This is a genomic window from Streptomyces sp. NPDC059989 (assembly GCF_042736975.1).
Lineage (GTDB): Bacteria > Actinomycetota > Actinomycetes > Streptomycetales > Streptomycetaceae > Streptomyces.
Map to the genome: position 1 here is coordinate 26984 of NZ_JBHWUO010000036.1, position 23663 is coordinate 50646.

The window sequence follows — 23663 nt, forward strand, 5'->3', positions numbered from 1 at the left end:
GGGGGGAGACGGGACGATGACGGCCGAACTGGTCCGGGGGCAGAACCACGCCCTGTCCGAACACAAGGTGCGGATCACGGTCTCGGCGGGCACACCCGTGCTCGCCCTGGCCTCGCTCGGGGACGAGCGGGGAGCCGTGGCGGGCCCGGAGGGGATCGCGCACCCCGGTGCGCGCGCCCTTCCGGGGGTGGACGCGCCCGAGGGGTCCGCCGACCGGCACCGGTTCGCCGTCGACCTGGACGCGGTGGACGCCGCGGTACAGCGGGTCGGCGTCCTGCTCTCCCTGCCGCCCGGCGGCCCGACCCGGTTCGGCGCCGTCGCGGCTTCGCACATCGCCGTCGCGGGCATGGACGGCACCACGCTCGCCGAGTACACCCTCACCGGGATGGACGCCGAGACCGCCGTCGTCGCCCTGGAGCTCTACCGGCGCCAGGGGGCCTGGAAGGTCCGTGCCGTCGGCCAGGGCTACGCCGACGGGCTCGCCGCCCTGTTCGCCGACCACGGGCTCACCGGGCCCGTCGCCGCCGAGCTGGCGGCACGCGTGCACGCGTGCGTCGCCGCCCCGGTGGCACCCGACCCGGTCCCCGTGTCCGGAGTCCCGTACGCGGGTACGCCGGGCCCGGCGCCCGAACCCTCGCCCGCTGCCGAGCCGGCGCCGGCCCCCGCTGCCGAGCCCGCCATCGGGGCCGACGGGACCATCAACTACGCCCACCCGCGGCGCCGCCGCACCAGCACCGAGCCCCCCGAGCCCGCGCCGCGGGCCGCGCAGCCGGCGGAGCCGGGGCAGCCCCCGCGGCCCGTCGCCGGCGACGCGAGCGGCTGGTCCATGGAGGAGCGGCTCTACAACCAGGTCTGGGGCATGTTCGAGGACCTGGCCCGCACGGTCGCCGCCTACCGCAGCGCCGTCGACTTCGCCGACTCCCGGATGGACCGCGAGCTCGACGAGGTCCTGTCCGACCCGCGCCACCGGCTCGGCGGCTCGGGCAACGCCGCCCGCGACACCGCCCGGGCCCGCCGCGACGAGCTCGTCGCGCAGGCCCAGGCCGTCCTGGACCGGGACCTCGCGCAGCTCACCGCCGAGTGCGAGGTGGTCGAGCCCGCGCTGCCGGCCTCGTACGCCCGCTGGGACAATCCGGTCTGGCACGGCCACCGGGTGCCCGAGGAGGGCCCGCTGGCCCTGCGCCTGGGGGACCTGCACCTGCCCGAGCGGCCCGATCTGCGCATCCCCATGCTCGTGCGGCTCCCGCTGGAGCGCGGGCTCTGGATCGACAACGGCCGCACCGGCTCCGAGGCCGCGATGGCCATGGACACCGACCGGCTGCGCCGGGCCGCCATGGACATGGCCGTCGCGCACGCGGCGCGGCTGCTCGCGGTCCACCCCGGCGACCGCTTCTCCGTGCACGTCATCGACGCGGCCGGGGCCGGTGCCGCCTCGCTGGCGCCGCTCGTCCGCGCCGGGGTGCTGGCCGGCCCGCCCGCCGCCGGGCCCGCCGGGGTCTCCGAGACCCTGGAGCGGCTGACCCGCCGGGTGGACCTCGTACAGATGGCGCTGCGGGCCGGCGCTCCCGAGGACCTGCCGCCGGATGTGGACACGGCCGAGCAGCTGCTGATCGTGCACGACTTCCCGCACGGCTTCGACGACCGGGCCGTCACCCGTTTGCGCTACCTCGCCGACGAGGGGCCGGCGGTCGGCGTGCACCTGCTGATGGTCGCGGACCGTGACGAGGCCTCGGCCTACGGGCCGCTGCTGGACCCGCTGTGGCGCTCGCTGATGCGGCTGTCCCCGGTGCCGGACAACCATCTCGCCGACCCCTGGGTCCACCACGCCTGGACCTTCGAGCCCGACCTGCCCCCGCAGGGCAGCCGCGTCCTCGACCAGGCCCTGGAGCGGGTTGCGGAGGTCCGGCGTACCAGTCGATGACCTTCCGGTGACCAGCCCTTGGTGCTCCCTTTACCTTTTCCGTCCCGGACGGGTACCCTGGTGAGCGCGGAGGGGAGTATTCCTGCTTTCCTGCTACGGCGTGCCCGTCAATACGGACCAGCGTTCACAGAACGCGGTTGGTCCCGGGGCGCCGGCCCACGGCCTCCAGGCCGCCCGGGTGGAAGAGACCTCCGGCAGCGATGACGCTGACGAAGTGCTGAGCCATCCGCCGGAGGCGTATTCACCATGGAAGTTTCCTGGGCCCTGTGGGCGCTGACCATTCTCGGTCTGTCCCTCCTCATCGGCGCCGATTTCTTCATCGGCCGCAAACCGCACGACGTATCGATCAAGGAAGCGGGCACCTGGACGGTCGTCTGGATCGTCCTTGCCGCACTCTTCGGCCTCGGCCTCTGGTTCTTCGGGAACGGCCAGGCCTCCCAGGAGTTCTTCGCGGGCTTCATCACCGAGAAGTCGTTGAGCGTGGACAACCTCTTCGTCTTCGTCCTGATCATGGCGAAGTTCGCGGTGCCCTCCCACCTCCAGCAGCGCGTGCTGCTCGTGGGCGTGCTGATCGCCCTGGTGCTGCGCGCGATCTTCATCGCGGCCGGCGCCGCGATCATCGCCAGCTTCTCCTGGGTCTTCTACATCTTCGGCGCGTTCCTGATCTACACCGCCTGGAAGCTGATCCAGGAGGCGCGCAAGGACGAGGACGAGGACGAGTTCGAGGAGAACCGCCTCCTCAAGTCCGTCGAGAAGAAGTTCGGCGTCGCCGACCGGTACCACGGCACCAAGCTGTTCATCCAGAACAACGGCAAGCGCGTCCTGACCCCGCTGATGGTCGTCATGCTCGCCATCGGCACCACCGACGTGCTGTTCGCCCTGGACTCCATCCCCGCGATCTTCGGGCTCACCCAGGACCCGTACATCGTCTTCACCGCCAACGCCTTCGCCCTCATGGGCCTGCGCCAGCTGTACTTCCTCATCGGCGGCCTGCTGAAGAAGCTGGTCCACCTCAGCTACGGCCTGTCGATCATCCTCGGCTTCATCGGCGTCAAGCTCGTGCTGCACGCGCTCCACGAGAACGGGGTGCACGTCCCGGTGATCTCGATCCCGGTCTCCCTGGGCGTCATCTGCGGTGTCCTGGTCATCACCACGATCACCAGCCTGATCGCCTCGAAGAAGCGGGCGGCGGCCGAGGCCGCCGCCCGCCCGGAGAGCATCGACGCGTAGGCAAAAGAGGTCTCGTAGGAAAGGTCTGCGGATCTACGCGGGGGCGGTGGCCGTTTCGGCCGCCGCCCCCGACCGCGTCCGTACGACTGCCGGATTCGTCTCGGGCAGCAGCGCGAAGCAGCCCAGGCTGAGCAGGGCGATCCCGCTCAGGTACACGGCGACGCCCCACGGCGGACCGGAGCCGTCCGCCAGCGCCGTCGCCACGATCGGGGTCAGCGCCCCGCCCAGCACACCGCCCAGGTTGTAGCCGACGGCCGCGCCCGTGCAGCGGATCCGCGGCGCGTACAGCTCCGGCAGGTAGGCGCCCACCACCGCGAACATGGTGACCATGCCGAACAGGGCCCCGACGAAGCCCAGCGTCATCAGCAGCGGCTCCGCCGTGCGCAGCAGGGCCACGAACGGGAACATCCACAGCGCGCAGAGCGTGCAGCCGATCAGGCACAGGGGGCGCCGGCCGTAGCGGTCGCCGAGCAGCGCCACCAGCGGGGTGACCAGGCCCTTGAGGGCGACCGCGGTCATGATGCAGGCCAGCATCGCGCTGCGTCCGACGCCGAGGTGCTCGGTGGCGTACGCGAGGGACCAGGTGGTGACCGCGTAGAAGACGGCGTACCCCACGGCGAGCGCCCCGCCGGTCAGCAGGAGCAGCCGCCAGTGGCCGCGGACCACCTCGGCCAGCGGAGCCTCGGCCCGGCGCCCGGTCTCGGCCAGCGCGCGGAACTGCGGGGTCTCCTCCACCGAGCGCCGCAGCCACAGGCCGGCCAGCGCCAGCACCCCGGCCGCCCAGAACGGCACCCGCCAGCCCCATGCGGTGAACTGGGCGTCGGTCAGGGTCGCCGACAGCGCCAGGATGATGCCGTTGGCCAACAGGAAGCCCACCGCCGGGCCGATCTGCGGGAAGCTCGACCACAGGCCACGCCGCCGCTCGGGGGCGTGCTCGGCGGTCAGCAGCACCGCGCCGCCCCACTCGCCGCCGAGTCCGAGGCCCTGGAGGAAGCGCAGCAGGAGCAGCAGTACGGGGGCCGCCACGCCGATCGAGTCGTACGTGGGCACGCAGCCGACGGCGACCGTGGCGAGGCCGGTGAGCAGCAGCGAGGCGAGGAGCACCGGACGGCGGCCGTGGCGGTCGCCGATGTGGCCGAAGAGCGCCGAGCCCAGCGGGCGGGCGAGGAAGCCGACGCCGAAGGTGCCGAAGGCGGCCAGGGTGCCGGCGAGCGGGGAGAAGGAGGGGAAGAAGAGCGGACCGAGGACGAGCGCGGCGGCGGTCCCGTAGACGAAGAAGTCGTAGAACTCGATGGCGGTCCCGGCGAGCGAGGCCGAGGCGAGCCGCAGCATGCCGGGACGGGAGGCCGCCGCGGGTCCGGGGGAGGGGTCTCGTTGCATGGTGCAGCAATTACCCCGTCCCCGGCCCCCAGGACGTGCGTTCGGTCATCAACGACCGGAAGGAGTGCACCGCGTACCGAAGTTGACGCGTTGCGGGACCTGTCCGGCGGGATCTACCAGCCGCGCTCGCGCCATTCGGCGAGGTGCGGCCGCTCGGCGCCGAGCATGGTGTCGTTGCCGTGTCCCGGGTAGACCCAGGTCTCGTCCGACAGCTGGTCGAAGAGCTTGTGCTGGACGTCGTCGATCAGGGTCGCGAAGGCCTTCGGGTCGCCCCCGGTGTTGCCGACGCCGCCGGGGAAGAGGCAGTCGCCGGTGAACACGTGTGCGTGCCCGTGCGGGTCGTCGTAGATCAGGGCGATCGAGCCCGGGGTGTGTCCGACCAGGTGGCGCGCGGTCAGCGTGACCCGTCCGACCTGGATCGTGTCGCCGTCCGCGACGGCCACGTCGGTGGCCACCGGGATGCCCTCGGCGTCGAGGGCGCCCGCGTAGGTCCGCGCCCCGGTCGCCGCGACCACCTCGGCGAGTGCGCCCCAGTGGTCGCCGTGCCGGTGGGTGGTGACGACGGACGCGATGCCGTCGTCGCCGATCAGGCTCAGCAGCGTGCTCGGCTCGGCGGCCGCGTCGATCAGCAGCTGCTCGTCGGTGGCGCGGCAGCGCAGCAGGTAGGCGTTGTTGTTCATCGAGCCCACCGCGACCTTGGAAATCATCAGGTCCGCGAGTTCGTGCACGTCGGCCGGACCGCCGACCTTGACCTCTCCGGTGTACGTCATGCCTTGATCCTAGAGCGGCGGGAGCTCGGGCAGGGAGCCGCCCGACGCGGTCAGGGAGGCGCCCTTGTCGCCGCGGCCGGCCAGCCAGGCCAGCAGTCCGGCGGCGGTGCCGGACACGGTGACGGCCGGGTCCCCGGCGGAGCCGGTGCGCCAGCGGCGCCCGTCGGAGGCGACCAGGGCCACCGGCGGCACCTCTGGGCGGGCGGACCAGCGGTCGGCGAGGAACTCGATCTCGCGCCCGGTGAACTCCTCCGGGAGGTCGGACAGCTCGTAGCCGATGTTCAGGTCGACGTGGTGCAGCTCGACCTCGACGAGCCGGCGGAAGGGCACGTTGGCGGCGAGGTCGGTGATGCCGTTGCGCAGCTCGACGGTGCGGGACCAGTCCTGGGCGGGCTCGGTGGTGGCGAGGAAGCCGGCTCCGGAATCACGGAGGTCCGCCAGGTGTTCTTCCAGGGGCCGACCGGAGTCGCGCTCGATGTCCGCTTCGCGCGCGGAGGCGCTCTCGTACATCGGACGGCCTTCGAGGACGTTGACGAGGGCGTCGGCGTTGCGCGCGAGGTGGGCCAGGATGTGGCCCCGGGTCCAGTCCGGCAGGTGTGACTGCTCGGAGAGGGCGGCGTTGTCCAGTTTCGCGACCGCGGTCAGCAGCCGGTCGGTGGCTTCACGTACGGATCGCAGGTCGTGCGCATGATCAGTCATGGCGGCGAGCGTAGTGGTTTGCGGGTCCCGGCCACACGATTGGGTGAAGAGGTCTGCGGAGTGCCGTAAATCGAATGCGCGTGCTATACGCTCGAAGTTCAGACTCCAACTCCACCGCAGTGGCGCCCCCCATACCCTGGGACGGGGGCCCGTGCCCCCCGCTCTCTCAAGAAAGGTGCGGACCGGCGTGACCGACCGTCTCATCGTTCGTGGCGCTCGCGAGCACAACCTCAAGAACGTCTCGCTCGACCTGCCCCGCGACTCACTCATCGTCTTCACCGGACTCTCCGGGTCGGGCAAGTCCTCCCTGGCCTTCGACACGATCTTCGCCGAGGGTCAGCGCCGCTACGTCGAGTCGCTCTCGTCGTACGCCCGCCAGTTCCTCGGGCAGATGGACAAGCCCGATGTCGACTTCATCGAGGGCCTCTCCCCGGCCGTCTCGATCGACCAGAAGTCGACCTCGCGCAACCCGCGCTCGACCGTGGGCACGATCACCGAGGTCTACGACTACCTCCGCCTCCTCTTCGCCCGCATCGGCAAGCCGCACTGTCCCGAGTGCCGGCGCCCCATCTCCCGCCAGTCGCCGCAGGCGATCGTCGACAAGGTGCTGGCGCTCCCCGAGGGCAGCCGCTTCCAGGTGCTCTCGCCGCTGGTGCGCGAGCGCAAGGGCGAGTTCGTCGACCTCTTCTCCGACCTCCAGACCAAGGGCTACAGCCGGGCGCGGGTGGACGGCGAGACCATCCAGCTCTCCGAGCCGCCCACGCTGAAGAAGCAGGAGAAGCACACCATCGAGGTGGTCATCGACCGCCTCACCGTCAAGGACAGTGCCAAGCGCCGGCTCACCGACTCGGTGGAGACCGCGCTCGGCCTCTCCGGCGGCATGGTCATCCTGGACTTCGTCGACCTCGCCGAGGACGACCCCGAGCGTGAGCGGATGTACTCCGAGCACCTCTACTGCCCGTACGACGACCTGTCCTTCGAGGAGCTGGAGCCGCGCTCCTTCTCCTTCAACTCGCCCTTCGGCGCCTGCCCCGAGTGCACCGGCATCGGCACGCGCATGGAGGTGGACCCGGAGCTGATCGTTCCGGACGAGGAGAAGTCCCTGGACGAGGGCGCGGTCTCGCCGTGGTCGCTCGGCCACACCAAGGACTACTTCCAGCGGCTGGTCGGCGCGCTCGCCGGGGAGCTGGGCTTCCGGACGGACATCCCGTGGGCCGGACTGCCGCTGCGCGCGAAGAAGGCCCTGCTCTACGGGCACAAGACGCAGATCGAGGTCCGCTACCGCAACCGGTACGGGCGGGAGCGGGCGTACACGACGGCCTTCGAGGGCGCCGTGCCGTTCGTCAAGCGGCGGCACTCGGAGTCGGAGAGCGACGCCAGCCGCGAGCGCTTCGAGGGCTACATGCGCGAGGTGCCCTGCCCGACCTGTGAGGGCACCCGGCTGAAGCCGATCGTGCTCGCGGTGACGGTGATGGAGAAGTCCATCGCCGAGGTGGCCGCCATGTCGATCAGCGAGTGCGCGGACTTCCTCGGCCGGATGCGGCTCGACGCCCGCGACAAGAAGATCGCCGAGCGGGTCCTGAAGGAGGTCAACGAGCGGCTCCGCTTCCTCGTGGACGTCGGCCTCGACTACCTCTCGCTCAACCGGGCCGCCGGCACCCTGTCGGGCGGCGAGGCCCAGCGCATCCGGCTCGCGACGCAGATCGGCTCCGGCCTCGTCGGCGTGCTGTACGTACTGGACGAGCCCTCCATCGGCCTGCACCAGCGGGACAACCACCGGCTGATCGAGACGCTGGTGCGGCTGCGGGACATGGGCAACACGCTCATCGTGGTCGAGCACGACGAGGACACCATCAAGGTGGCCGACTGGGTCGTGGACATCGGCCCGGGCGCGGGCGAGCACGGCGGCAAGGTGGTGCACAGCGGGGCGCTGAAGGACCTGCTGGAGAACCCGGAGTCGATGACCGGGCAGTACCTGTCCGGCAAGCGGTCCATCCCGCTGCCGGACGTACGGCGGCCCGTGAACGGGGAGCGCAGGCTCACCGTGCACGGCGCCCGGGAGAACAACCTCCAGGACATCGACGTGTCCTTCCCGCTGGGCGTGCTCACGGCCGTGACCGGTGTCTCGGGCTCCGGAAAGTCGACGCTGGTCAACGACATCCTCTACACGCACCTGGCGCGCGAACTGAACGGCGCCCGCTCGGTGCCGGGGCGGCACACGCGGGTGGACGGCGACGACCTCGTCGACAAGGTCGTGCATGTGGACCAGTCGCCGATCGGCCGGACGCCGAGGTCGAACCCGGCGACGTACACGGGCGTCTTCGACCACGTGCGCAAGCTGTTCGCGGAGACGATGGAGGCGAAGGTGCGCGGCTACCTGCCGGGCCGCTTCTCCTTCAACGTCAAGGGCGGCCGGTGCGAGAACTGCTCCGGCGACGGCACGATCAAGATCGAGATGAACTTCCTGCCGGACGTCTACGTCCCGTGCGAGGTCTGCCACGGCGACCGGTACAACCGGGAGACGCTGGAGGTCCACTACAAGGGCAAGTCCATCGCGGAAGTCCTCAACATGCCGATCGAGGAGGCGCTGGACTTCTTCGAGGCGGTGCCGACGATCTCGCGGCACCTGCGGACGCTGACCGAGGTCGGGCTGGGGTACGTACGGCTGGGCCAGTCCGCGCCGACGCTGTCGGGTGGTGAGGCGCAGCGCGTGAAGCTGGCGTCCGAGCTGCAGAAGCGGTCGACGGGGCGGACGGTGTACGTGCTGGACGAGCCGACGACGGGTCTGCACTTCGAGGACATCTCGAAGCTGATCAAGGTGCTGTCGGGGCTGGTGGACAAGGGGAACTCGGTGATCGTCATCGAGCACAACCTCGACGTCATCAAGGTCGCGGACTGGGTCATCGACATGGGGCCCGAGGGCGGCTACGGAGGCGGCCTGGTGGTGGCCGAGGGGACGCCGGAGCAGGTCGCGTCGGTGGGGGCGAGCCACACGGGCAAGTTCCTGCGGGACATCCTGGGGGCGGACCGGGTCTCGGACGCGGGGGCGCCTCCGGCGCGGGTCGCGGCGAAGAAGGCCCCGGCGAAGAAGGCTGCTGCTGCGAAGAAGGCGGTTGCCGTGAAGAAGGCGGCTCCGGCCAAGAAGGTGGTGCGGGCCCGCAAGGCGTAGTCGCTGAGCGGGGCGGAAGAGGGGTTCGGCTGCTGCCGGGCCCCTCGTCCGTCTGCGGCGCCGCTGCCGGACCCCCCGCGCCTCAAACGCCGGCGGGGCTGAAATTGCCGGGCCCGCTCGCTACGAGGCGATGCCCAGGGCGTGCCCCGCCGTGGCGGGGTCGGTCAGGGTGGTCAGCAGGGCGTCCGCGACGTCCGCGCGGGGGATGACGCGGCCCCGGGGGACATTGGCGTCGAGGGCGCGGCGGTAGGTGCCGGTGCGGGGGCGGTTCAGGAGGCGGGGCGGGCGGATCACCGTCCACTGCGTGCGGCTGGCGCCGATGGCCGCCTCCATGACCGCCAGGTCCGCGTACAGGTCGCGCAGGGCCCGCCGGAGCAGCGGGAGGAATACCGCCCGCGTGAAGACGCCGTCGCTCGCGACGTCCGGGCCGACCGGCGCCGCGCTGACCGCGGTCAGGCGGGTCACGCCCGCCCGGTCCATCGCCGCGAGGATGGCCCGTACGGCGGGACCCGTGACCGGAGCGGCCTTCGCCTGCTTGTTGCTCGCCGCGCCCAGGGCCGAGATCACCGCCTCCCGGCCCGCCAGGACGGGCACGAGCGCCTCCTCGTCCGTCAGGTCGGGGACGACGGCCACTTCCAGCCGGTCGTGGGCGGGCACGTCCAGGCGGGCCGGGTCGCGGACCACGGCCGTCACCTCGTGGCCCGCGGCCAGTGCCTGCCGGACGACTTCGTGGCCGACGCCGCCCGTGGCTCCGAACACCGTGAGTTTCATTTCTGGCTCCTGGGTGGTGCGGGGTGCGATGGGGGGTGGGTGAGTATTCACTTACCCCTGCTTCCCTTAGGGTGAGTGAGTGCTCACCTCAAAGTCAAGCCGTCCCACGCCCGAGCGGATCCTCGACGCCGCCGAGACCCTGATGCGCACCATCGGGCTGGCCGGTGCCACCACCAAGGCCATCGCCCGCGAGGCCGGCTGCTCGGAGGCCGCGCTCTACAAGTACTTCGCGAACAAGGAAGAGCTGTTCGTGCGGGTGCTGATGGAGCGCACGCCCAACGCGGGCCCGCTCATGGCCGCACTGGACGCCGAGCCGGGGGAGGAGGGGGCCGGGAGCGGGGGCGAGGAGGGGCTCGCCGAGATCGCCCGGCACGCCGCGCTCTTCTACGCCGACGCCATGCCCATGGCCGCCTCGCTCTTCGCCGACCCCGTCCTCCTCAGCCGCCACCGCGAGGGCGTGCGGAAGATCGGCACCGGACCGCACGTGGTCCTGGAGGCGCTGGCCGGGCGGCTGCGGCGCGAGCTCGACGCCGGCCGGCTGCGGCCCGACGCCGATCCGGAGGCCGCCGCGGCCCTGCTGCTCGGCGCGTGCTTCCAGCGGGCCTTCTTCCTGCACTTCTCCGGCGAGGAAGTGGTCCGGCCGGTGGCGGAGTTCGCCCCCGCCGTGGCCCGGACCGTGTGGGCCGCCATCGGGTGAGCTCCGCCGGGTACGGGGGCTCCGCGCCCTCCCGCGTCCGGGCGGTCGGCCCCGCCGCACCCCGGGCCGGCACGCGGGGGAAGCCACCCCATCGGCCGACGGTATCGTCGGGTGGACCGAGCCCCGCCCGTCACCCCAGGAGACTTCCATGCCCGCGTCACCGTCCTCCGCCCGCCGTACCGTCCTCAAGGGCGCCGCCGCGCTCGCGGGGGCCGCGGGCACCGGCCTGACGCTGGCGGCCTGTTCCGTCGATGGCAACAGCGGCGCCGGCTCCCCGGCGGTTCCGCAGGAGCCGGTGGAGCTCGGGGCCGCGGCCGAGGTACCGGTCGGCGGGGCGAAGCTGTACCGGGAGCCGAAGGTGATCGTCAGCTGCCCGGCGGAGGGCCAGTACAAGGCCTTCAGCGCCCAGTGCACGCATGCCGGCTGCGTCCTGGACAAGATCGTCGAGGGCGAGGGCAACTGCCCCTGCCACGGCAGCCGCTTCGACGTGGCGACCGGCAAGGTGCTGCGCGGCCCGGCCACCGACCCGCTGCCGGCCGTCCCGGTCAAAATGGAGAACGGCAAGCTGATCGCGGGCTGAACCGCCCGGCGCGACCGCCCGGCGCGACCGCCTCACGCGACCGCCCGACGCGCGCGTCTACTCCCAGTCCCAGGCGATCCCGAGGATCCCGCGCCGCACCGTCTGCTCCACCAGGTGCACCGCCCGGTGCCGGCCGCTCGGAGTCAGGTCCGCGAGGCCGGTGCGCGGTGCCTCGGGCCCGGTCCGGACGAAGCGGCGGCAGCGCACCGGCAGGGCCGCCTCGTCGAAGCGGACCTGGAGCATGTACTGGCCGCCCGCGTAGCTGAAGCCGCGCACGTACTCGCCGCTGCGCCCGCCGGTGCCGTCCGCTATCCCGTAGCCGAAGACGTACGTGTCCCCGCGCCGCAGCCGGGCGTCGAAGAGCAGCTCCGCGACCACCACCCCGGCCTCCGGGTGGCGCCGGACCCGGCCCGTGCGGCAGTTCTCGTACGCCGCCACCTCCATCCGGGACGTGTCGCAGCCCGGATCGCCGTGGTGGATCGCGAGGTAGCGGTCGACGCCGTCGCGGTGGGCCCGGACGATCTGCTGCGACGCGCGGGTGCGCATCTCGCCCCCGGGCCCGATGCGGACCCGCTCGTGGTGGCCGAGCGAATGCAGTCCGCCGTCGGGCGGGAGCTCCATCCCCTCCAGCAACTGCTCGACCGCCGCGCCCACGCTGACGAGGGCCCGGTACGGGCGGGCGGTAGGGCGGGCGGGGCCGGGGCCGGGTTCCGGGGTGTGCAGGAGGCGGACGAGGGCGCCGTCGGGCAGCTCCAGGATCTGCTCCAGCGCGGTCACGGCCCGCAGGGACTCCGCGTGGCGCGGCCGCCGGGCGCCCTGCTGCCAGTAACTGAGGCTGGTGACGCCGACCTTGATGCCGCGTGCGGCGAGCCGGTGCTGGACCCGCTGCAAGGGCAGTCCGCGCGCGGCGAGGGCGGCGCGCAGGGCCAGGTGGAAGGGGCCGCCGCGCAGCAGCCGGCCGAGCTCTGCCGGGCTTGCGGTGTCTGCCGGATCCTGGGTCGGCCGCATGGCGACTCCCTTGTGAACGTTCACACGCGCCGGCGCGGGGGATCGCGCCGGTGGTACCGGGGGACCAGGTGACACGGCAGCAACCGTTCACACCGCAGCCCCACCGTTCACACTGCAATGTCACCGCGTATTGAAGCGTGTTGACCTGATCGCGACAACTCCCCGATGCTCCTGCACAGCGTCCGGACGCGCTCCTCCACCCCCACATCCCCTTGGGAGGAACGCGATGCGCAACCGAAAGCGGCGGCCCTACCTGGCCGCCTTCCTCACCGCCCTGCTCCTCGCCCTGCCGCTTGGTGCCGGCACCGCCACGGCCGCCGATGGCGACACCGGTTCCGGTGTCGGTGCCGGCACGGCGTCCGCCCTCGCGTACAAGCGGCTGAACATCACCATGCAGGCCCAGCAGAAGACCAACTGGTGCTGGGCCGCCGGCGGCAACACCATCGCCACCTGGTTCGGCCGCAACTACAGCCAGAACCAGTTCTGCAACGCCGCCTTCAACCGCCAGCAGGGCTACGACTGCCCCAACAACCAGGCCACCCTCGGCAACGTCCAGACCGGGCTGCGCTGGGCGGGCATCAACTCCGGCTCGTACGTGACCGGCTGGCTCCAGTACTCCACCGTGCAGACCGAGATCAACGCCAACCGCCCGATGGAGACCCGGATCCAGTGGTCCAACGGCGGCGGTCACATGCACGTCATCTACGGCTACGACACTGCCAACAGCTGGGTCTACTGGGGCGACCCGTGGCCGTCCAGCGACCGCTACAACTGGGCCTCGCACGCCTGGTACGTGGACAACAGCACCTTCTCCTGGACCCACTCCCTCTACCGGATCGGGGCGTGACCGCCATGACGATGCGTGCCACCGCCACCGCCACCGCCGCCGCGGTCCTCGCCGCCACCGCCGTACTCGCCCTGGGCGGGCCGGCCGCCGCGGCCCCCGTACCGCAGCCGCCGGCCGCCACGGCCGAGATCAGGGCCGCCGCCGGGCAGGCGGCCGCCGCCCCCGACACCCTGGCCACGCTCTCCCGCTTCTTCTCCCGGGAGGGCAAGGTCTCGCTGAGCGCCGCGCAGCCCCGTATCGAGGGGGAGGCGATACCGGTGAACCACCTCTCCCCGGACTTCGTGGCCGGCAAGGCCGGTGCGCCGGTCGCCCGCCTGGAGTTCCTCGCCAGCAAGGCGGTCTCCTCCGACGGGCAGCAGGCCGCGCTGTGGACGGCGCGGACGGAGGCCGGGTGGCAGGTGGTGAACATCGCGACCGGCGACGACGAGTTCCGCTACGCGCAGTCGGGGGCGGAGAAACTGCCGGGCGGGACGGTGTTCCGCGAGCCGCAGATCGACGCGTGGTACGTGGCCGGGGGCGGCCGGGTGCTGCCGCTGGACGAGGACGCGGTACGGGCCGTGGGGGCCGGGGGCACGAGCCTCTCCGGCTACCGGGCCCGGGTCACCAAGGCGTACGGGGACAAGCTGCCGGGGTCGGCCTATGCCGAGGGTGGGATGGCGGGTGGGTTCGCGGAGCCGGTGGCAGCCGCCGGTTCTGGCTCGGCGGATTCCGGTGCCGCGGGTACCGGGGCTCCGGTGACGGTGGTCGCCGGTGGCGCGGCCGGGCTGGCGCTGGGCGGGGCGGGGTTCCTGGCCCTGCGCCGCTTCCGGCGGAGCGCCGCCGGGTCGTAACCCGGCCCCTCCCGCAGGGCCCGGCCCCCACCAGGGCCGGGCCCTGACGGCCCGCGCGCCGCAAGACCCGGGGCTCCGCCCCGCACCCCGCGCCTCAAACGCCGGCGGGGCTGGATGGTGCCGGCGGGGCTGGTGTGTGGTGCGGCTGGGTGGGCCCGCGCGGCTCAAGGATCGGGGCTCCGCCCCGGACCCCGCGCCTCAAACGCCGGCGGGGCTGAGAGGTGCCCCGCGTTTGAGGCGCGGGTCCGGGCGGGGCCTGGCTTTGTGGGGTGGCACGGGTACGGCCCGTTGTCAGCGCGCGCAAGTAGGGTGATGGCATGGCCGACCCTTCCAGTTACCGCCCCAAGGCAGGGCAGATCCCCGATTCCCCGGGGGTCTACAAATTCCGCGACGAGCACCGCCGGGTGATCTACGTCGGGAAGGCCAAGAGCCTGCGCCAGCGCCTGGCGAGCTACTTCCAGGACGTCGCCGGGCTGCATCCGCGGACCGCCACCATGGTGACCACCGCCGCCTCCGTCGAGTGGACCGTCGTCTCCACCGAGGTCGAGGCGCTGCAGCTCGAGTACTCCTGGATCAAGGAATTCGACCCCCGGTTCAACGTCAAGTACCGGGACGACAAGAGCTACCCCTCCCTCGCCGTGACCATGAACGAGGAGTACCCGCGGGTCCAGGTCATGCGCGGGCCCAAGAAGAAGGGCGTGCGGTATTTCGGGCCCTACGGGCACGCCTGGGCGATTCGCGAGACCGTCGACCTCATGCTCCGGGTGTTCCCGGTGCGGACCTGCTCCGCCGGCGTGTTCAAGCGCTCCGCGCAGATCGGCCGCCCCTGCCTGCTCGGCTACATCGGCAAGTGCTCCGCGCCCTGCGTCGGCCGGGTCACCCCCGAGGAGCACCGCGAACTGGCCGAGGACTTCTGCGACTTCATGGCCGGCCGGACGGGGACGTACCTCTCCCGGCTGGAGAAGCAGATGCACGAGGCCGCCGAGGAGATGGAGTACGAGAAGGCCGCCCGGCTGCGCGACGACATAGGGGCGCTGCGCCGGGCCATGGAGAAGAACGCCGTCGTGCTCGCCGATGCCACGGATGCCGACCTCATCGCCGTCGCGGAGGACGAGCTCGAAGCGGCCGTGCAGATCTTCCACGTCCGCGGCGGGCGGGTGCGCGGCCAGCGCGGCTGGGTCACCGACAAGGTCGAGGCCGTCGACACCGCCGGGCTCGTCGAGCACGCCCTCCAGCAGCTCTACGGGGAGGAGCGCGGGGAGAGCGTGCCCAAGGAGGTGCTGGTGCCGGCGCTGCCCGAGGACGCGCCCGCGCTCGGCGAGTGGCTCGCCGCGCGGCGCGGCTCCCAGGTCAGCCTGCGCATCCCGCAGCGCGGGGACAAGAAGGCGCTGATGGAGACCGTCCACCGCAACGCCCAGCAGTCCCTCGCCCTGCACAAGACCAAGCGCGCCAGCGACCTCACCACCCGCTCCCGGGCCCTGGAGGAGATCGCCGAGGCCCTGGAGCTGGACAGCGCCCCGCTGCGCATCGAGTGCTTCGACATCTCGCACCTCCAGGGGGACGACGTGGTCGCCTCGATGGTGGTGTTCGAGGACGGGCTGGCGCGCAAGAGCGAGTACCGCCGCTTCGCGATCAAGTCCTTCGAGGGGCAGGACGACGTCCGCTCCATGCACGAGGTGGTGTCGCGCCGCTTCCGCCGCTACCTCCAGGAGAAGGTGAGGACGGGGGAGTGGTCCCCCGAGGACGCCGAGGGCGCCGAGAACGGCGACGCGCCCGAGGACGACGGGCGGGCCAAGCGCTTCGCCTACCCGCCGCAGCTCGTCGTCGTCGACGGCGGGCAGCCGCAGGTGGCCGCCGCCAAGCGGGCCCTGGAAGAGCTCGGTGTCGACGACGTGGCCGTGTGCGGACTGGCCAAGCGGCTGGAGGAGGTCTGGCTGCCCGGCGAGGACGACCCCGTCGTGCTGCCCCGCACCAGCGAGGGTCTGTACCTGCTCCAGCGGGTGCGTGACGAAGCCCACCGCTTCGCCATCCAGTACCAGCGCAACAAGCGCGGCAAGCGCCTGAAATCCGGCCCGCTGGACGAGGTGCCGGGCCTCGGCGAGAGTCGCAAGCAGGCCCTGGTCAAGCACTTCGGTTCGGTGAAGAAGCTGAGACAGGCGACAATCGACCAGATCTGCGAGGTCCCGGGCATAGGCCGCAAGACGGCCGAGACCGTGGCCGCGGCCCTCGCCGGGGCGGTCCCCGCCGGCCCTGCCGTCAACACGGCCACAGGAGAGATCATTGAGGATGAGAGCCCCGCACCCGCGGGGGAATCGTCCGAACGGGGGACCGAGCAATGACCGAGCACGAGACCACGCACGACGGAGACGGAGCACAGGTGAGTACGGGCACGACAGTGGAGCCCGGCGAGGCCGCCGAGGCGGCCATCCCCGAGCTGGTGATCATCTCCGGGATGTCCGGGGCCGGCCGCAGTACGGCGGCCAAGTGTCTGGAGGACCTCGGCTGGTTCGTCGTCGACAACCTCCCGCCGGCGCTGATCCCCACCATGGTGGAGCTCGGCGCCCGCTCCCAGGGCAACGTGGCCCGCATCGCCGTCGTCGTCGACGTCCGTGGCCGCCAGTTCTTCGACGCCCTGCGGGAGTCCCTCTCCGACCTCGACAGCCGCGGCGTCACCCGCCGCATCGTCTTCCTGGAGTCCTCCGACGACGCGCTGGTCCGCCGCTTCGAGTCGGTCCGCCGCCCCCACCCCCTCCAGGGCGACGGGCGCATCACCGACGGCATCGCCGCCGAGCGCGACCTGCTGCGCGAGCTGCGCGGCGACGCCGACCTGGTCATCGACACCTCCAGCCTGAACGTGCACGAACTGCGCGCCAAGATGGACGCCCAGTTCGCCGGCGACGAGGAGCCCGAGCTCCGCGCCACGGTCATGTCCTTCGGGTACAAGTACGGCCTCCCCGTCGACGCCGACCTCGTGGTCGACTGCCGGTTCATCCCCAACCCGCACTGGGTGCCGGAGCTGCGCCCCTTCACCGGGCTCAACGAGGAGGTGTCGGGCTACGTCTTCAGCCAGCCCGGCGCCAAGGAGTTCCTCGACCGCTACACCGAGCTGCTCCAGCTCATCGCCACCGGCTACCGCCGCGAGGGCAAGCGCTACGTGACCATCGCGGTCGGGTGCACGGGCGGTAAGCACCGCAGCGTGGCCATGTCCGAGAAGCTCGCCGCCCGCCTCGCCTCCGAGGGAGTCGAGACCGTCGTAGTCCACCGGGACATGGGGCGCGAGTGACCGCACGGACCCCGCGGCTGAGCCGCCTGCGCCGCCTCACCCCGGGACGGGGCGAGGACGGCCTGGGACGCTCCGGCCGCCGGCGCGGCGCCACCCCCAAGGTGGTCGCCCTCGGAGGCGGACAGGGCCTGTCCGCCTCCCTGGCGGCGCTGCGCCGCATCACCGGTGACCTCACCGCCGTGGTCACCGTCGCCGACGACGGCGGCTCCAGCGGCCGGCTCCGCGAGGAGCTCGGCGTGCTGCCGCCCGGCGACCTGCGCAAGGCGCTGGCCGCGCTGTGCGGGGACGACGACTGGGGCCAGACCTGGGCGCGGGTCATCCAGCACCGCTTCCAGTCCCGCGGCGACCTGCACGAGCACGCCGTCGGCAACCTGCTGATCGTCGCCCTGTGGGAACAGCTCGGCGATCCCGTCCAGGCCCTCGACCTCGTGGGCAGGCTGCTGGGCGCCCAGGGCCGGGTGCTGCCGATGTCGGCGGTGCCGCTGGAGCTCCAGGCGCTGGTCAAGGGGCACGACCCGGCCCGCCCCGAGGACGTGGACACCGTCCGCGGGCAGGCCACGGTGGCCCTCACTCCCGGCGAGGTGCTCTCCGTACAGGTCGTACCGGGCGACCCGCCGGCCGTACCGGAGGCCGTCGCGGCGGTCCTGGACGCCGACTGGGTGGTGCTCGGCCCGGGGTCCTGGTTCTCCTCCGTGATTCCGCACCTGCTGGTTCCGGAACTGCTCGACGCGCTGGTCCAGACGAAGGCCCGCAGGGTCCTCTCGCTGAACCTCGCGCCGCAGCCCGGCGAAACAGAGGGCTTCTCTCCGCAGCGTCATTTGGAGGTTTTGGCCCGACACGCCCCTAAACTCGCCCTGGACGTGGTGCTGGCCGACCAGGCCGCCGTGCCCGACCGCGAGTCCCTCGCCGATGCCGCAAAACGGTTCGGCGCCGCGGTCGAGCTGGCGCCGGTCGCCAGGGAAGACGGCTCTCCGAAGCATGATCCGGAGCTGCTCGCCGCCGCGTACGACCGTATTTTTCGGATGCATGGAAGGATCGGCCCATGGCGATGACGCCCGCGGTGAAGGATGAGATCTCCCGCCTGCCCGTCACCCGGACCTGCTGCAGGAAGGCGGAGGTCTCGGCGATTCTTCGGTTCGCGGGCGGGCTGCACCTGGTCAGCGGACGGATTGTCATCGAGGCGGAGCTGGACACGGGGATCGCCGCCCGCCGGCTGCGCAAGGACATCCTGGAGATCTTCGGGCACTCCTCGGACCTGGTGGTCATGGCTCCCGGCGGACTGCGCCGCGGCAGCCGCTACGTGGTCCGGGTCGTGGCCGGGGGCGACCAGCTGGCGCGCCAGACGGGCCTCGTGGACGGCCGCGGCCGCCCGATCCGGGGTCTCCCGCCGCAGGTGGTCTCCGGGGCCACCTGTGACGCCGAGGCGGCCTGGCGCGGCGCCTTCCTGGCCCACGGCTCGCTCACCGAACCGGGCCGGTCCTCCTCCCTGGAGGTCACCTGCCCCGGCCCGGAGGCCGCCCTGGCCCTGGTGGGCGCCGCCCGCAGGCTCTCCATCGCCGCCAAGGCGCGCGAGGTACGGGGCGTCGACCGGGTCGTGGTCCGCGACGGCGACGCGATCGGCGCCCTGCTGACCCGGCTCGGCGCGCACGAGTCGGTGCTCGCCTGGGAGGAGCGGCGGATGCGGCGCGAGGTGCGCGCCACCGCCAACCGCCTCGCCAACTTCGACGACGCCAACCTGCGCCGCTCGGCGAGGGCCGCGGTGGCCGCCGGAGCCCGCGTGCAGCGCGCGCTGGAGATCCTCGGCGAGGAGGTCCCCGAGCACCTCGCCGCGGCCGGCCGGCTGCGCATGGAGCACAAGCAGGCCTCCCTGGAGGAGCTGGGCGCGCTCGCCGACCCGCCGCTGACCAAGGACGCCGTCGCGGGCCGGATCCGCCGGCTGCTGGCGATGGCCGACAAGCGGGCCCAGGACCTCGGCATCCCGGGCACCGAGTCCAACCTCGACCTGAGCGAGGAGATGGCCGACAACATGGCCGGATAGCCGCGCCGCAGTGCCCGTACGCACGTAGGCCCATACGCCGGAAGGGGTCCGCACGATCACTCGTGCGGACCCCTTCCGGTAGGCCCCATTGACATGGGCATGGGCGGATCGTGAGCCTGTCGTCCGAACGCTTTCGTGGCAGACGACGCCCAGGGGGGCATATGAGGCACCGCGCGAGACTGATCCTCGCCGCAAGCGCACTCGTCTTCGGAACCACAATGGCCGCACTACCCGCCGCGGCCCAGGCCCGGCCCGCCACCGCACCCGGCGCCGCACCCGGCGCCGACGAGGTGCGGGTCTACGACGCCGACATCACCCGCGAGCAGGTCCCGCTCGTCCTCGCGGCCGGCCAGGACGCCCACGAACTCACCGAACGCGCCCCGGAGACGGGCACCGCCAAGGTCGAGCTCTTCCTCACCGGCGGGCAGGCCGAGGAGCTCGCGGCCCAGGGCGTCAAGCTCGCCGAGCGCAAGGTCCCGGCGGAGGGCCTGGCCCGCGCCAAGGCGGCCGGCGACGGGGTGTTCCGCCCGTACAGCGGCAAGGGCGGCCTCCAGGAGGAGATCCTCGCCACCGCCCAGGCCAACCCGGCCCTCACCAAGGTCGTCTCCATCGGCAAGACCGTCCAGGGCAAGGACATCCTCGCCCTCAAGGTCAGCAAGAACGCCAAGAAGACCAAGGACGGCGACAAGCCCTCCGTGCTCTACATGTCCAACCAGCACGCCCGTGAGTGGATCACCCCCGAGATGACCCGGCGGCTGATGCACCACACCCTCGACGGCTACGGCAAGGACCCGCGGATCACCAAGCTGGTCGACTCCACCGAGCTGTGGTTCCTGCTCTCCGCCAACCCCGACGGGTACGACTACACGCACGCGCCCGACGGCGAGCGGCTGTGGCGCAAGAACCTCCACGACAACAACGGCGATGGCAAGATCACCTCCGGCGACGGCGTCGACCTCAACCGGAACTTCGCCTACAAGTGGGGCTACGACAACGAGGGCTCCTCGCCGAACCAGGCCAGCGAGACCTACCGCGGACCCAAGGCCGCCTCCGAGCCCGAGACCGCCGCCCTCGACGCCTTCGAGAAGCGCATCGGCTTCGAGTACGCCATCAACTACCACTCCGCCGCCGAGCTGCTGCTCTACGGCGTGGGCTGGCAGGTGGCCACTCCCACGCCCGACGACGTCGCCTACAGGACGCTCGCCGGCACCCCGGAGAACCCCGCCGTTCCCGGCTATCACCCGCAGGTCTCCTCCGAGCTCTACACCACCAACGGCGAGGCCGACGGACACGCCGCCAACGTCAACGGCATCATGATGTTCACGCCGGAGATGACCACCTGCCAGACGGCCTCCGCGATCGACCCGAACGACCGGTGGAAGCCCGAGGACTGCGCGTCCGGCTTCAACTTCCCGGACGACGAGAAGCTCATCCAGGCGGAGTTCGCCAAGAACGTCCCCTTCGCCCTCACCGTCGGCGAGAGCGCCGCGCACCCGGACCGGCCGGCGTCCGCCGTGGGCCTGAGCGCCGCGGACTTCACCACGGACCCCTTCACCACCTCCTACGTGGCCCGCGGCGAGGACCAGACGGTCTCGGTCACGGCCCGCAAGGCGCTGAAGGACAAGGAGCTCAACTTCCGGATCAACGGCGGCCGTACGCACGACGACGAGCTCAAGGCCTGGAAGGGCGGCGAGGTCTACGGCGGCGAGGACAACAACTGGTTCGACGAGTACCGCGCCAAGGTGGACGGCGCGAAGCCCGGCGACAAGGTCGAGGTCTGGTTCACCGGCCGCGACCGCTCCTCCGGCAAGCAGGTCTCCAGCGAGCACTTCACCTACACCGTGGCCGAGCGGCCCCGCGCGGACGTGCTGGTGATCGCCGAGGAGGGCGCCAAGGCCCAGCACGCCCAGGCCTACGTCGACGCCCTGCGCGCCAACGGCCGGTCCGCCGCGGTCTGGGACGTCGCCACCCAGGGCGCCCCGCACCACCTCGGCGTGCTCTCCCACTTCCGGACGGCCGTCCACTACACCGGCGCCAAGACCCCCGGCGGCGACACGCAGCTGGCCGTCCGGGCCTTCCTGAACGAGGGCGGCAAGCTGATCGAGGCCGGTGAGCTGGCGGGCGGCAACGCCCAGGTCGGCAGCGCCGTGACCAACGACTTCAGCCAGTACTGGCTCGGCGCCTACGGCCGTACGACCACCCCCGGCGCCACCGGCTTCACCGGCGCCGGAGCCCTGAACGGGGCCAAGGGCGGCCTCGGCGACGCCGCGGGCAACCCGCTCAACGCCCCCGGCTCCTACACCGTGACCTCCGAGAGCCTGGCCCCCGCGCAGTTCCCGCAGTTCAGGAGCGCGCAGGCGGGCCAGTTCGCCGGGGTCGCGAACCCGTACGCCCCCTACGCCGGCGCCGGGATGGCCTCGGCCCTCCACGCCGACGACGACTGGAAGCGGCTCACCCGCACCATCGACCTCACCCAGGTCAAGGCCGCGGACAAGCCGCAGCTCAAGCTCGCGCTCAACTGGAACACCGAGCCGGGCTACGACCACGCCGCGCTGGAGGCCCGTACGGCCGGCGGCGACGACTGGACCACCCTGCCGGACGCGGGCGGCCTGAGCAGCACGACCGTTCCCGAGGAATGCGGGGCCGGCTTCTTCGTCAACGGCCACCCCTTCCTGCGCCGCTACCTCACCCTGGAGGGCGGCGGCTGCACGCCGAAGGGCACCAGCGGGGCGTGGAACAGCTTCACCGGCTCCTCCAGCGGCTGGAAGCAGGTCACCTTCGACCTGAGCGCCTACGCCGGCAAGCAGGTCGAGGTCTCGCTCGCCTACATCACCGACCCGGGCTCCGGCGGCCGCGGGGTCTTCGCGGACGATGCGCGCCTGAACGTGGGCGGAGTGGACCAGACCACTGAGGGTTTCGAGACCTCCCTGGGGGTCTGGACCGCGCAGGGCGCGCCTGCCGGAAGCCCTGAAGTTCCGGGCGATTGGTCCCGGTCGGGCGAGCTGTTCAAGTCCTACGCGGCCGTCACTACGCGTGACACCGTTCTCCTCGGCTTCGGCCTGGAACACCTGCCGGCCGCGGCCGATCGTGCCCTACTCGTCGGTAAGGCGCTGCGCACCCTGAACCGCTGACCAGCGGCCCCGTCGCTGCTCACCCTGAGTAACAGGGGAGAAAGTCCCCCGGGTCCCGTACCGGAGCGTTCGGTACGGGGCTCCGGGGTGTGTCAGGCCCCGGTCGATGTCACTCAAAAGCTCACGGAGAGGTAGGGTCATAAGCGGTCGGGGACATCCCATACAGCTCGCCGGCGCACTTACCGGCGCACCAACGAGGAGATCGGTTCGTGACGATCCGCGTAGGCATCAACGGTTTTGGCCGAATTGGCCGCAACTACTTCCGGGCGCTCCTTGAGCAGGGAGCGGACATCGAGATCGTCGGTGTCAACGACCTGACTGACAACGCCACCCTGGTGCACCTGCTCAAGTACGACACCATCCTGGGTCGCCTCAAGGCCGAGGTCTCCCACACCGACGACACCATCACCGTCGGCGGCAACACCTTCAAGACCTTTGCCGAGCGCGACCCCGCGAACCTGCCCTGGGGCGAGCTGGGTGCCGACATCGTCATCGAGTCGACCGGCATCTTCACGAAGAAGGCCGACGCCGCCAAGCACATCGCGGCCGGTGCGAAGAAGGTCCTCATCTCGGCTCCGGCCAAGGACGAGGACATCACGATCGTGATGGGCGTCAACCAGGACAAGTACGACGCGGCCAACCACCACGTCATCTCCAACGCCTCCTGCACCACCAACTGCGTGGCGCCGATGGCCAAGGTCCTCGACGAGAACTTCGGCATCGTCAAGGGCATGATGACGACGGTCCACGCCTACACGAACGACCAGCGCATCCTGGACTTCCCGCACTCGGACCTGCGTCGCGCCCGCGCCGCCGCCGAGAACATCATCCCGACCTCCACCGGTGCCGCCAAGGCCACCGCGCTGGTCCTCCCGCAGCTGAAGGGCAAGCTGGACGGCATCGCCATGCGCGTCCCGGTCCCGACCGGCTCGGTCACCGACCTGGTTCTGGAGCTCTCCCGCGAGACCACCGTGGAAGAGATCAACGCGGCCTTCCAGAAGGCCTCCGAGGGCCAGCTGAAGGGCATCCTCGACTACACCGAGGACGCGATCGTCTCTTCCGACATCGTGAACTGGCCCGCGTCCTGCACGTTCGACTCCTCCCTGACCATGGTTCAGGACGGTACGCAGGTCAAGGTCGTCGGCTGGTACGACAACGAGTGGGGCTACTCCAACCGTCTCGTGGACCTTACGGTCTTCGTCGGTGGCCAGCTCTAAGGTCGCCCCGGTTCCAAGGCAAGGCACCACGATGTGAGCACAGGGTCCGGGCAGCGCGACGATGCGCCGCACGGGCCCTGTTGCTTGCCTCG

The 23663-nt window shown here is 71.8% G+C and carries 18 protein-coding genes; 13 read left to right on the forward strand and 5 right to left on the reverse strand.

All coding sequences use genetic code 11. The features are described 5' to 3' along the window. Positions 1-16 precede the first annotated feature (16 nt). Both ACFWBN_RS27625 and ACFWBN_RS27630 read left to right on the forward strand, forming a co-directional pair. Entirely contained in the window at positions 17-1921 is a 1905-nt protein-coding gene (locus tag ACFWBN_RS27625) for a TerD family protein (protein ID WP_385180347.1), read from the forward strand. Between the two features lie 246 nt (positions 1922-2167). Beyond that, the gene (locus tag ACFWBN_RS27630) at positions 2168-3151 is read left to right on the forward strand and encodes a TerC/Alx family metal homeostasis membrane protein (protein WP_385180350.1); all 984 of its coding nucleotides are present in this window, start codon (positions 2168-2170) and stop codon (positions 3149-3151) included. Between the two features lie 33 nt (positions 3152-3184). Here ACFWBN_RS27630 and ACFWBN_RS27635 read toward each other — a convergent pair whose 3' ends face one another. The 3 genes from ACFWBN_RS27635 to ACFWBN_RS27645 form a co-directional block, all read right to left on the reverse strand. Continuing rightward, entirely contained in the window at positions 3185-4483 is a 1299-nt protein-coding gene (locus ACFWBN_RS27635) for an MFS transporter (RefSeq protein WP_385180459.1), read from the reverse strand. A 161-nt stretch (positions 4484-4644) separates the two neighbouring features. Next, positions 4645-5301: an MBL fold metallo-hydrolase gene (locus ACFWBN_RS27640; protein ID WP_385180353.1), complete on the reverse strand. Its 657-nt coding sequence runs from the start codon at positions 5299-5301 to the stop codon at positions 4645-4647. A gap of 9 nt (positions 5302-5310) precedes the next feature. Beyond that, on the reverse strand, positions 5311-6000 hold the full coding sequence (locus ACFWBN_RS27645) for a maleylpyruvate isomerase family mycothiol-dependent enzyme (protein WP_385180356.1): 690 nt from the start codon (positions 5998-6000) through the stop codon (positions 5311-5313). A gap of 187 nt (positions 6001-6187) precedes the next feature. Between ACFWBN_RS27645 and uvrA the strand changes: the two genes are divergently transcribed. Beyond that, the gene (uvrA, locus tag ACFWBN_RS27650; RefSeq protein WP_385180359.1) at positions 6188-9169 is read left to right on the forward strand and encodes an excinuclease ABC subunit UvrA; all 2982 of its coding nucleotides are present in this window, start codon (positions 6188-6190) and stop codon (positions 9167-9169) included. A gap of 120 nt (positions 9170-9289) precedes the next feature. Here the strand turns inward: uvrA and ACFWBN_RS27655 are convergent, their stop codons facing one another. Then, positions 9290-9940, reverse strand: coding sequence for an NAD(P)-dependent oxidoreductase (locus tag ACFWBN_RS27655; protein WP_385180362.1), 651 nt, complete (start codon positions 9938-9940; stop codon positions 9290-9292). 79 nt (positions 9941-10019) lie between these two features. On the opposite strand from ACFWBN_RS27655, the gene ACFWBN_RS27660 reads away from it, so the two are divergent. Beyond that, positions 10020-10637 carry a TetR/AcrR family transcriptional regulator gene (locus ACFWBN_RS27660; protein ID WP_385180365.1) on the forward strand — a complete coding sequence of 206 codons (618 nt, stop codon included), beginning with the start codon at positions 10020-10022 and terminating at the stop codon, positions 10635-10637. Positions 10638-10785: 148 nt separating this feature from the next. Then, a complete protein-coding gene (locus tag ACFWBN_RS27665) occupies positions 10786-11217 on the forward strand; it encodes a Rieske (2Fe-2S) protein (protein WP_385180368.1) in 432 nt (143 codons plus the stop codon). Between the two features lie 57 nt (positions 11218-11274). Here the strand turns inward: ACFWBN_RS27665 and ACFWBN_RS27670 are convergent, their stop codons facing one another. Next, entirely contained in the window at positions 11275-12225 is a 951-nt protein-coding gene (locus ACFWBN_RS27670) for a hypothetical protein (protein WP_385180371.1), read from the reverse strand. A 226-nt stretch (positions 12226-12451) separates the two neighbouring features. On the opposite strand from ACFWBN_RS27670, the gene ACFWBN_RS27675 reads away from it, so the two are divergent. The 8 genes from ACFWBN_RS27675 to gap all read left to right on the forward strand — a co-directional run bounded on the left by ACFWBN_RS27675 (position 12452) and on the right by gap (position 23571). After that, positions 12452-13072, forward strand: coding sequence for a papain-like cysteine protease family protein (locus tag ACFWBN_RS27675; RefSeq protein WP_385180374.1), 621 nt, complete (start codon positions 12452-12454; stop codon positions 13070-13072). Between the two features lie 5 nt (positions 13073-13077). Beyond that, entirely contained in the window at positions 13078-13902 is an 825-nt protein-coding gene (locus ACFWBN_RS27680) for a hypothetical protein (RefSeq protein ID WP_385180461.1), read from the forward strand. 317 nt (positions 13903-14219) lie between these two features. Further along, positions 14220-16241: an excinuclease ABC subunit UvrC gene (gene uvrC, locus ACFWBN_RS27685; protein WP_385180377.1), complete on the forward strand. Its 2022-nt coding sequence runs from the start codon at positions 14220-14222 to the stop codon at positions 16239-16241. Continuing rightward, positions 16238-17185 (forward strand): RNase adapter RapZ, encoded by a 948-nt coding sequence (gene rapZ, locus ACFWBN_RS27690; protein WP_385180380.1) that lies wholly within the window; start codon positions 16238-16240, stop codon positions 17183-17185. The genes uvrC and rapZ overlap by 4 nt, the downstream gene beginning before the upstream one ends. Beyond that, a complete protein-coding gene (gene yvcK, locus ACFWBN_RS27695) occupies positions 17182-18237 on the forward strand; it encodes a uridine diphosphate-N-acetylglucosamine-binding protein YvcK (protein WP_385180383.1) in 1056 nt (351 codons plus the stop codon). The genes rapZ and yvcK overlap by 4 nt, the downstream gene beginning before the upstream one ends. Beyond that, positions 18228-19223 (forward strand): DNA-binding protein WhiA, encoded by a 996-nt coding sequence (whiA, locus tag ACFWBN_RS27700; protein WP_030009075.1) that lies wholly within the window; start codon positions 18228-18230, stop codon positions 19221-19223. The genes yvcK and whiA overlap by 10 nt, the downstream gene beginning before the upstream one ends. A 161-nt stretch (positions 19224-19384) precedes the next feature. Further along, positions 19385-22354, forward strand: a complete 2970-nt coding sequence (locus tag ACFWBN_RS27705; RefSeq protein ID WP_385180386.1) for a M14 family zinc carboxypeptidase — start codon at positions 19385-19387, stop codon at positions 22352-22354. Between the two features lie 209 nt (positions 22355-22563). Next, the gene (gene gap, locus ACFWBN_RS27710) at positions 22564-23571 is read left to right on the forward strand and encodes a type I glyceraldehyde-3-phosphate dehydrogenase (RefSeq protein WP_030762471.1); all 1008 of its coding nucleotides are present in this window, start codon (positions 22564-22566) and stop codon (positions 23569-23571) included. The last annotated feature ends 92 nt before the right edge of the window (positions 23572-23663 follow it).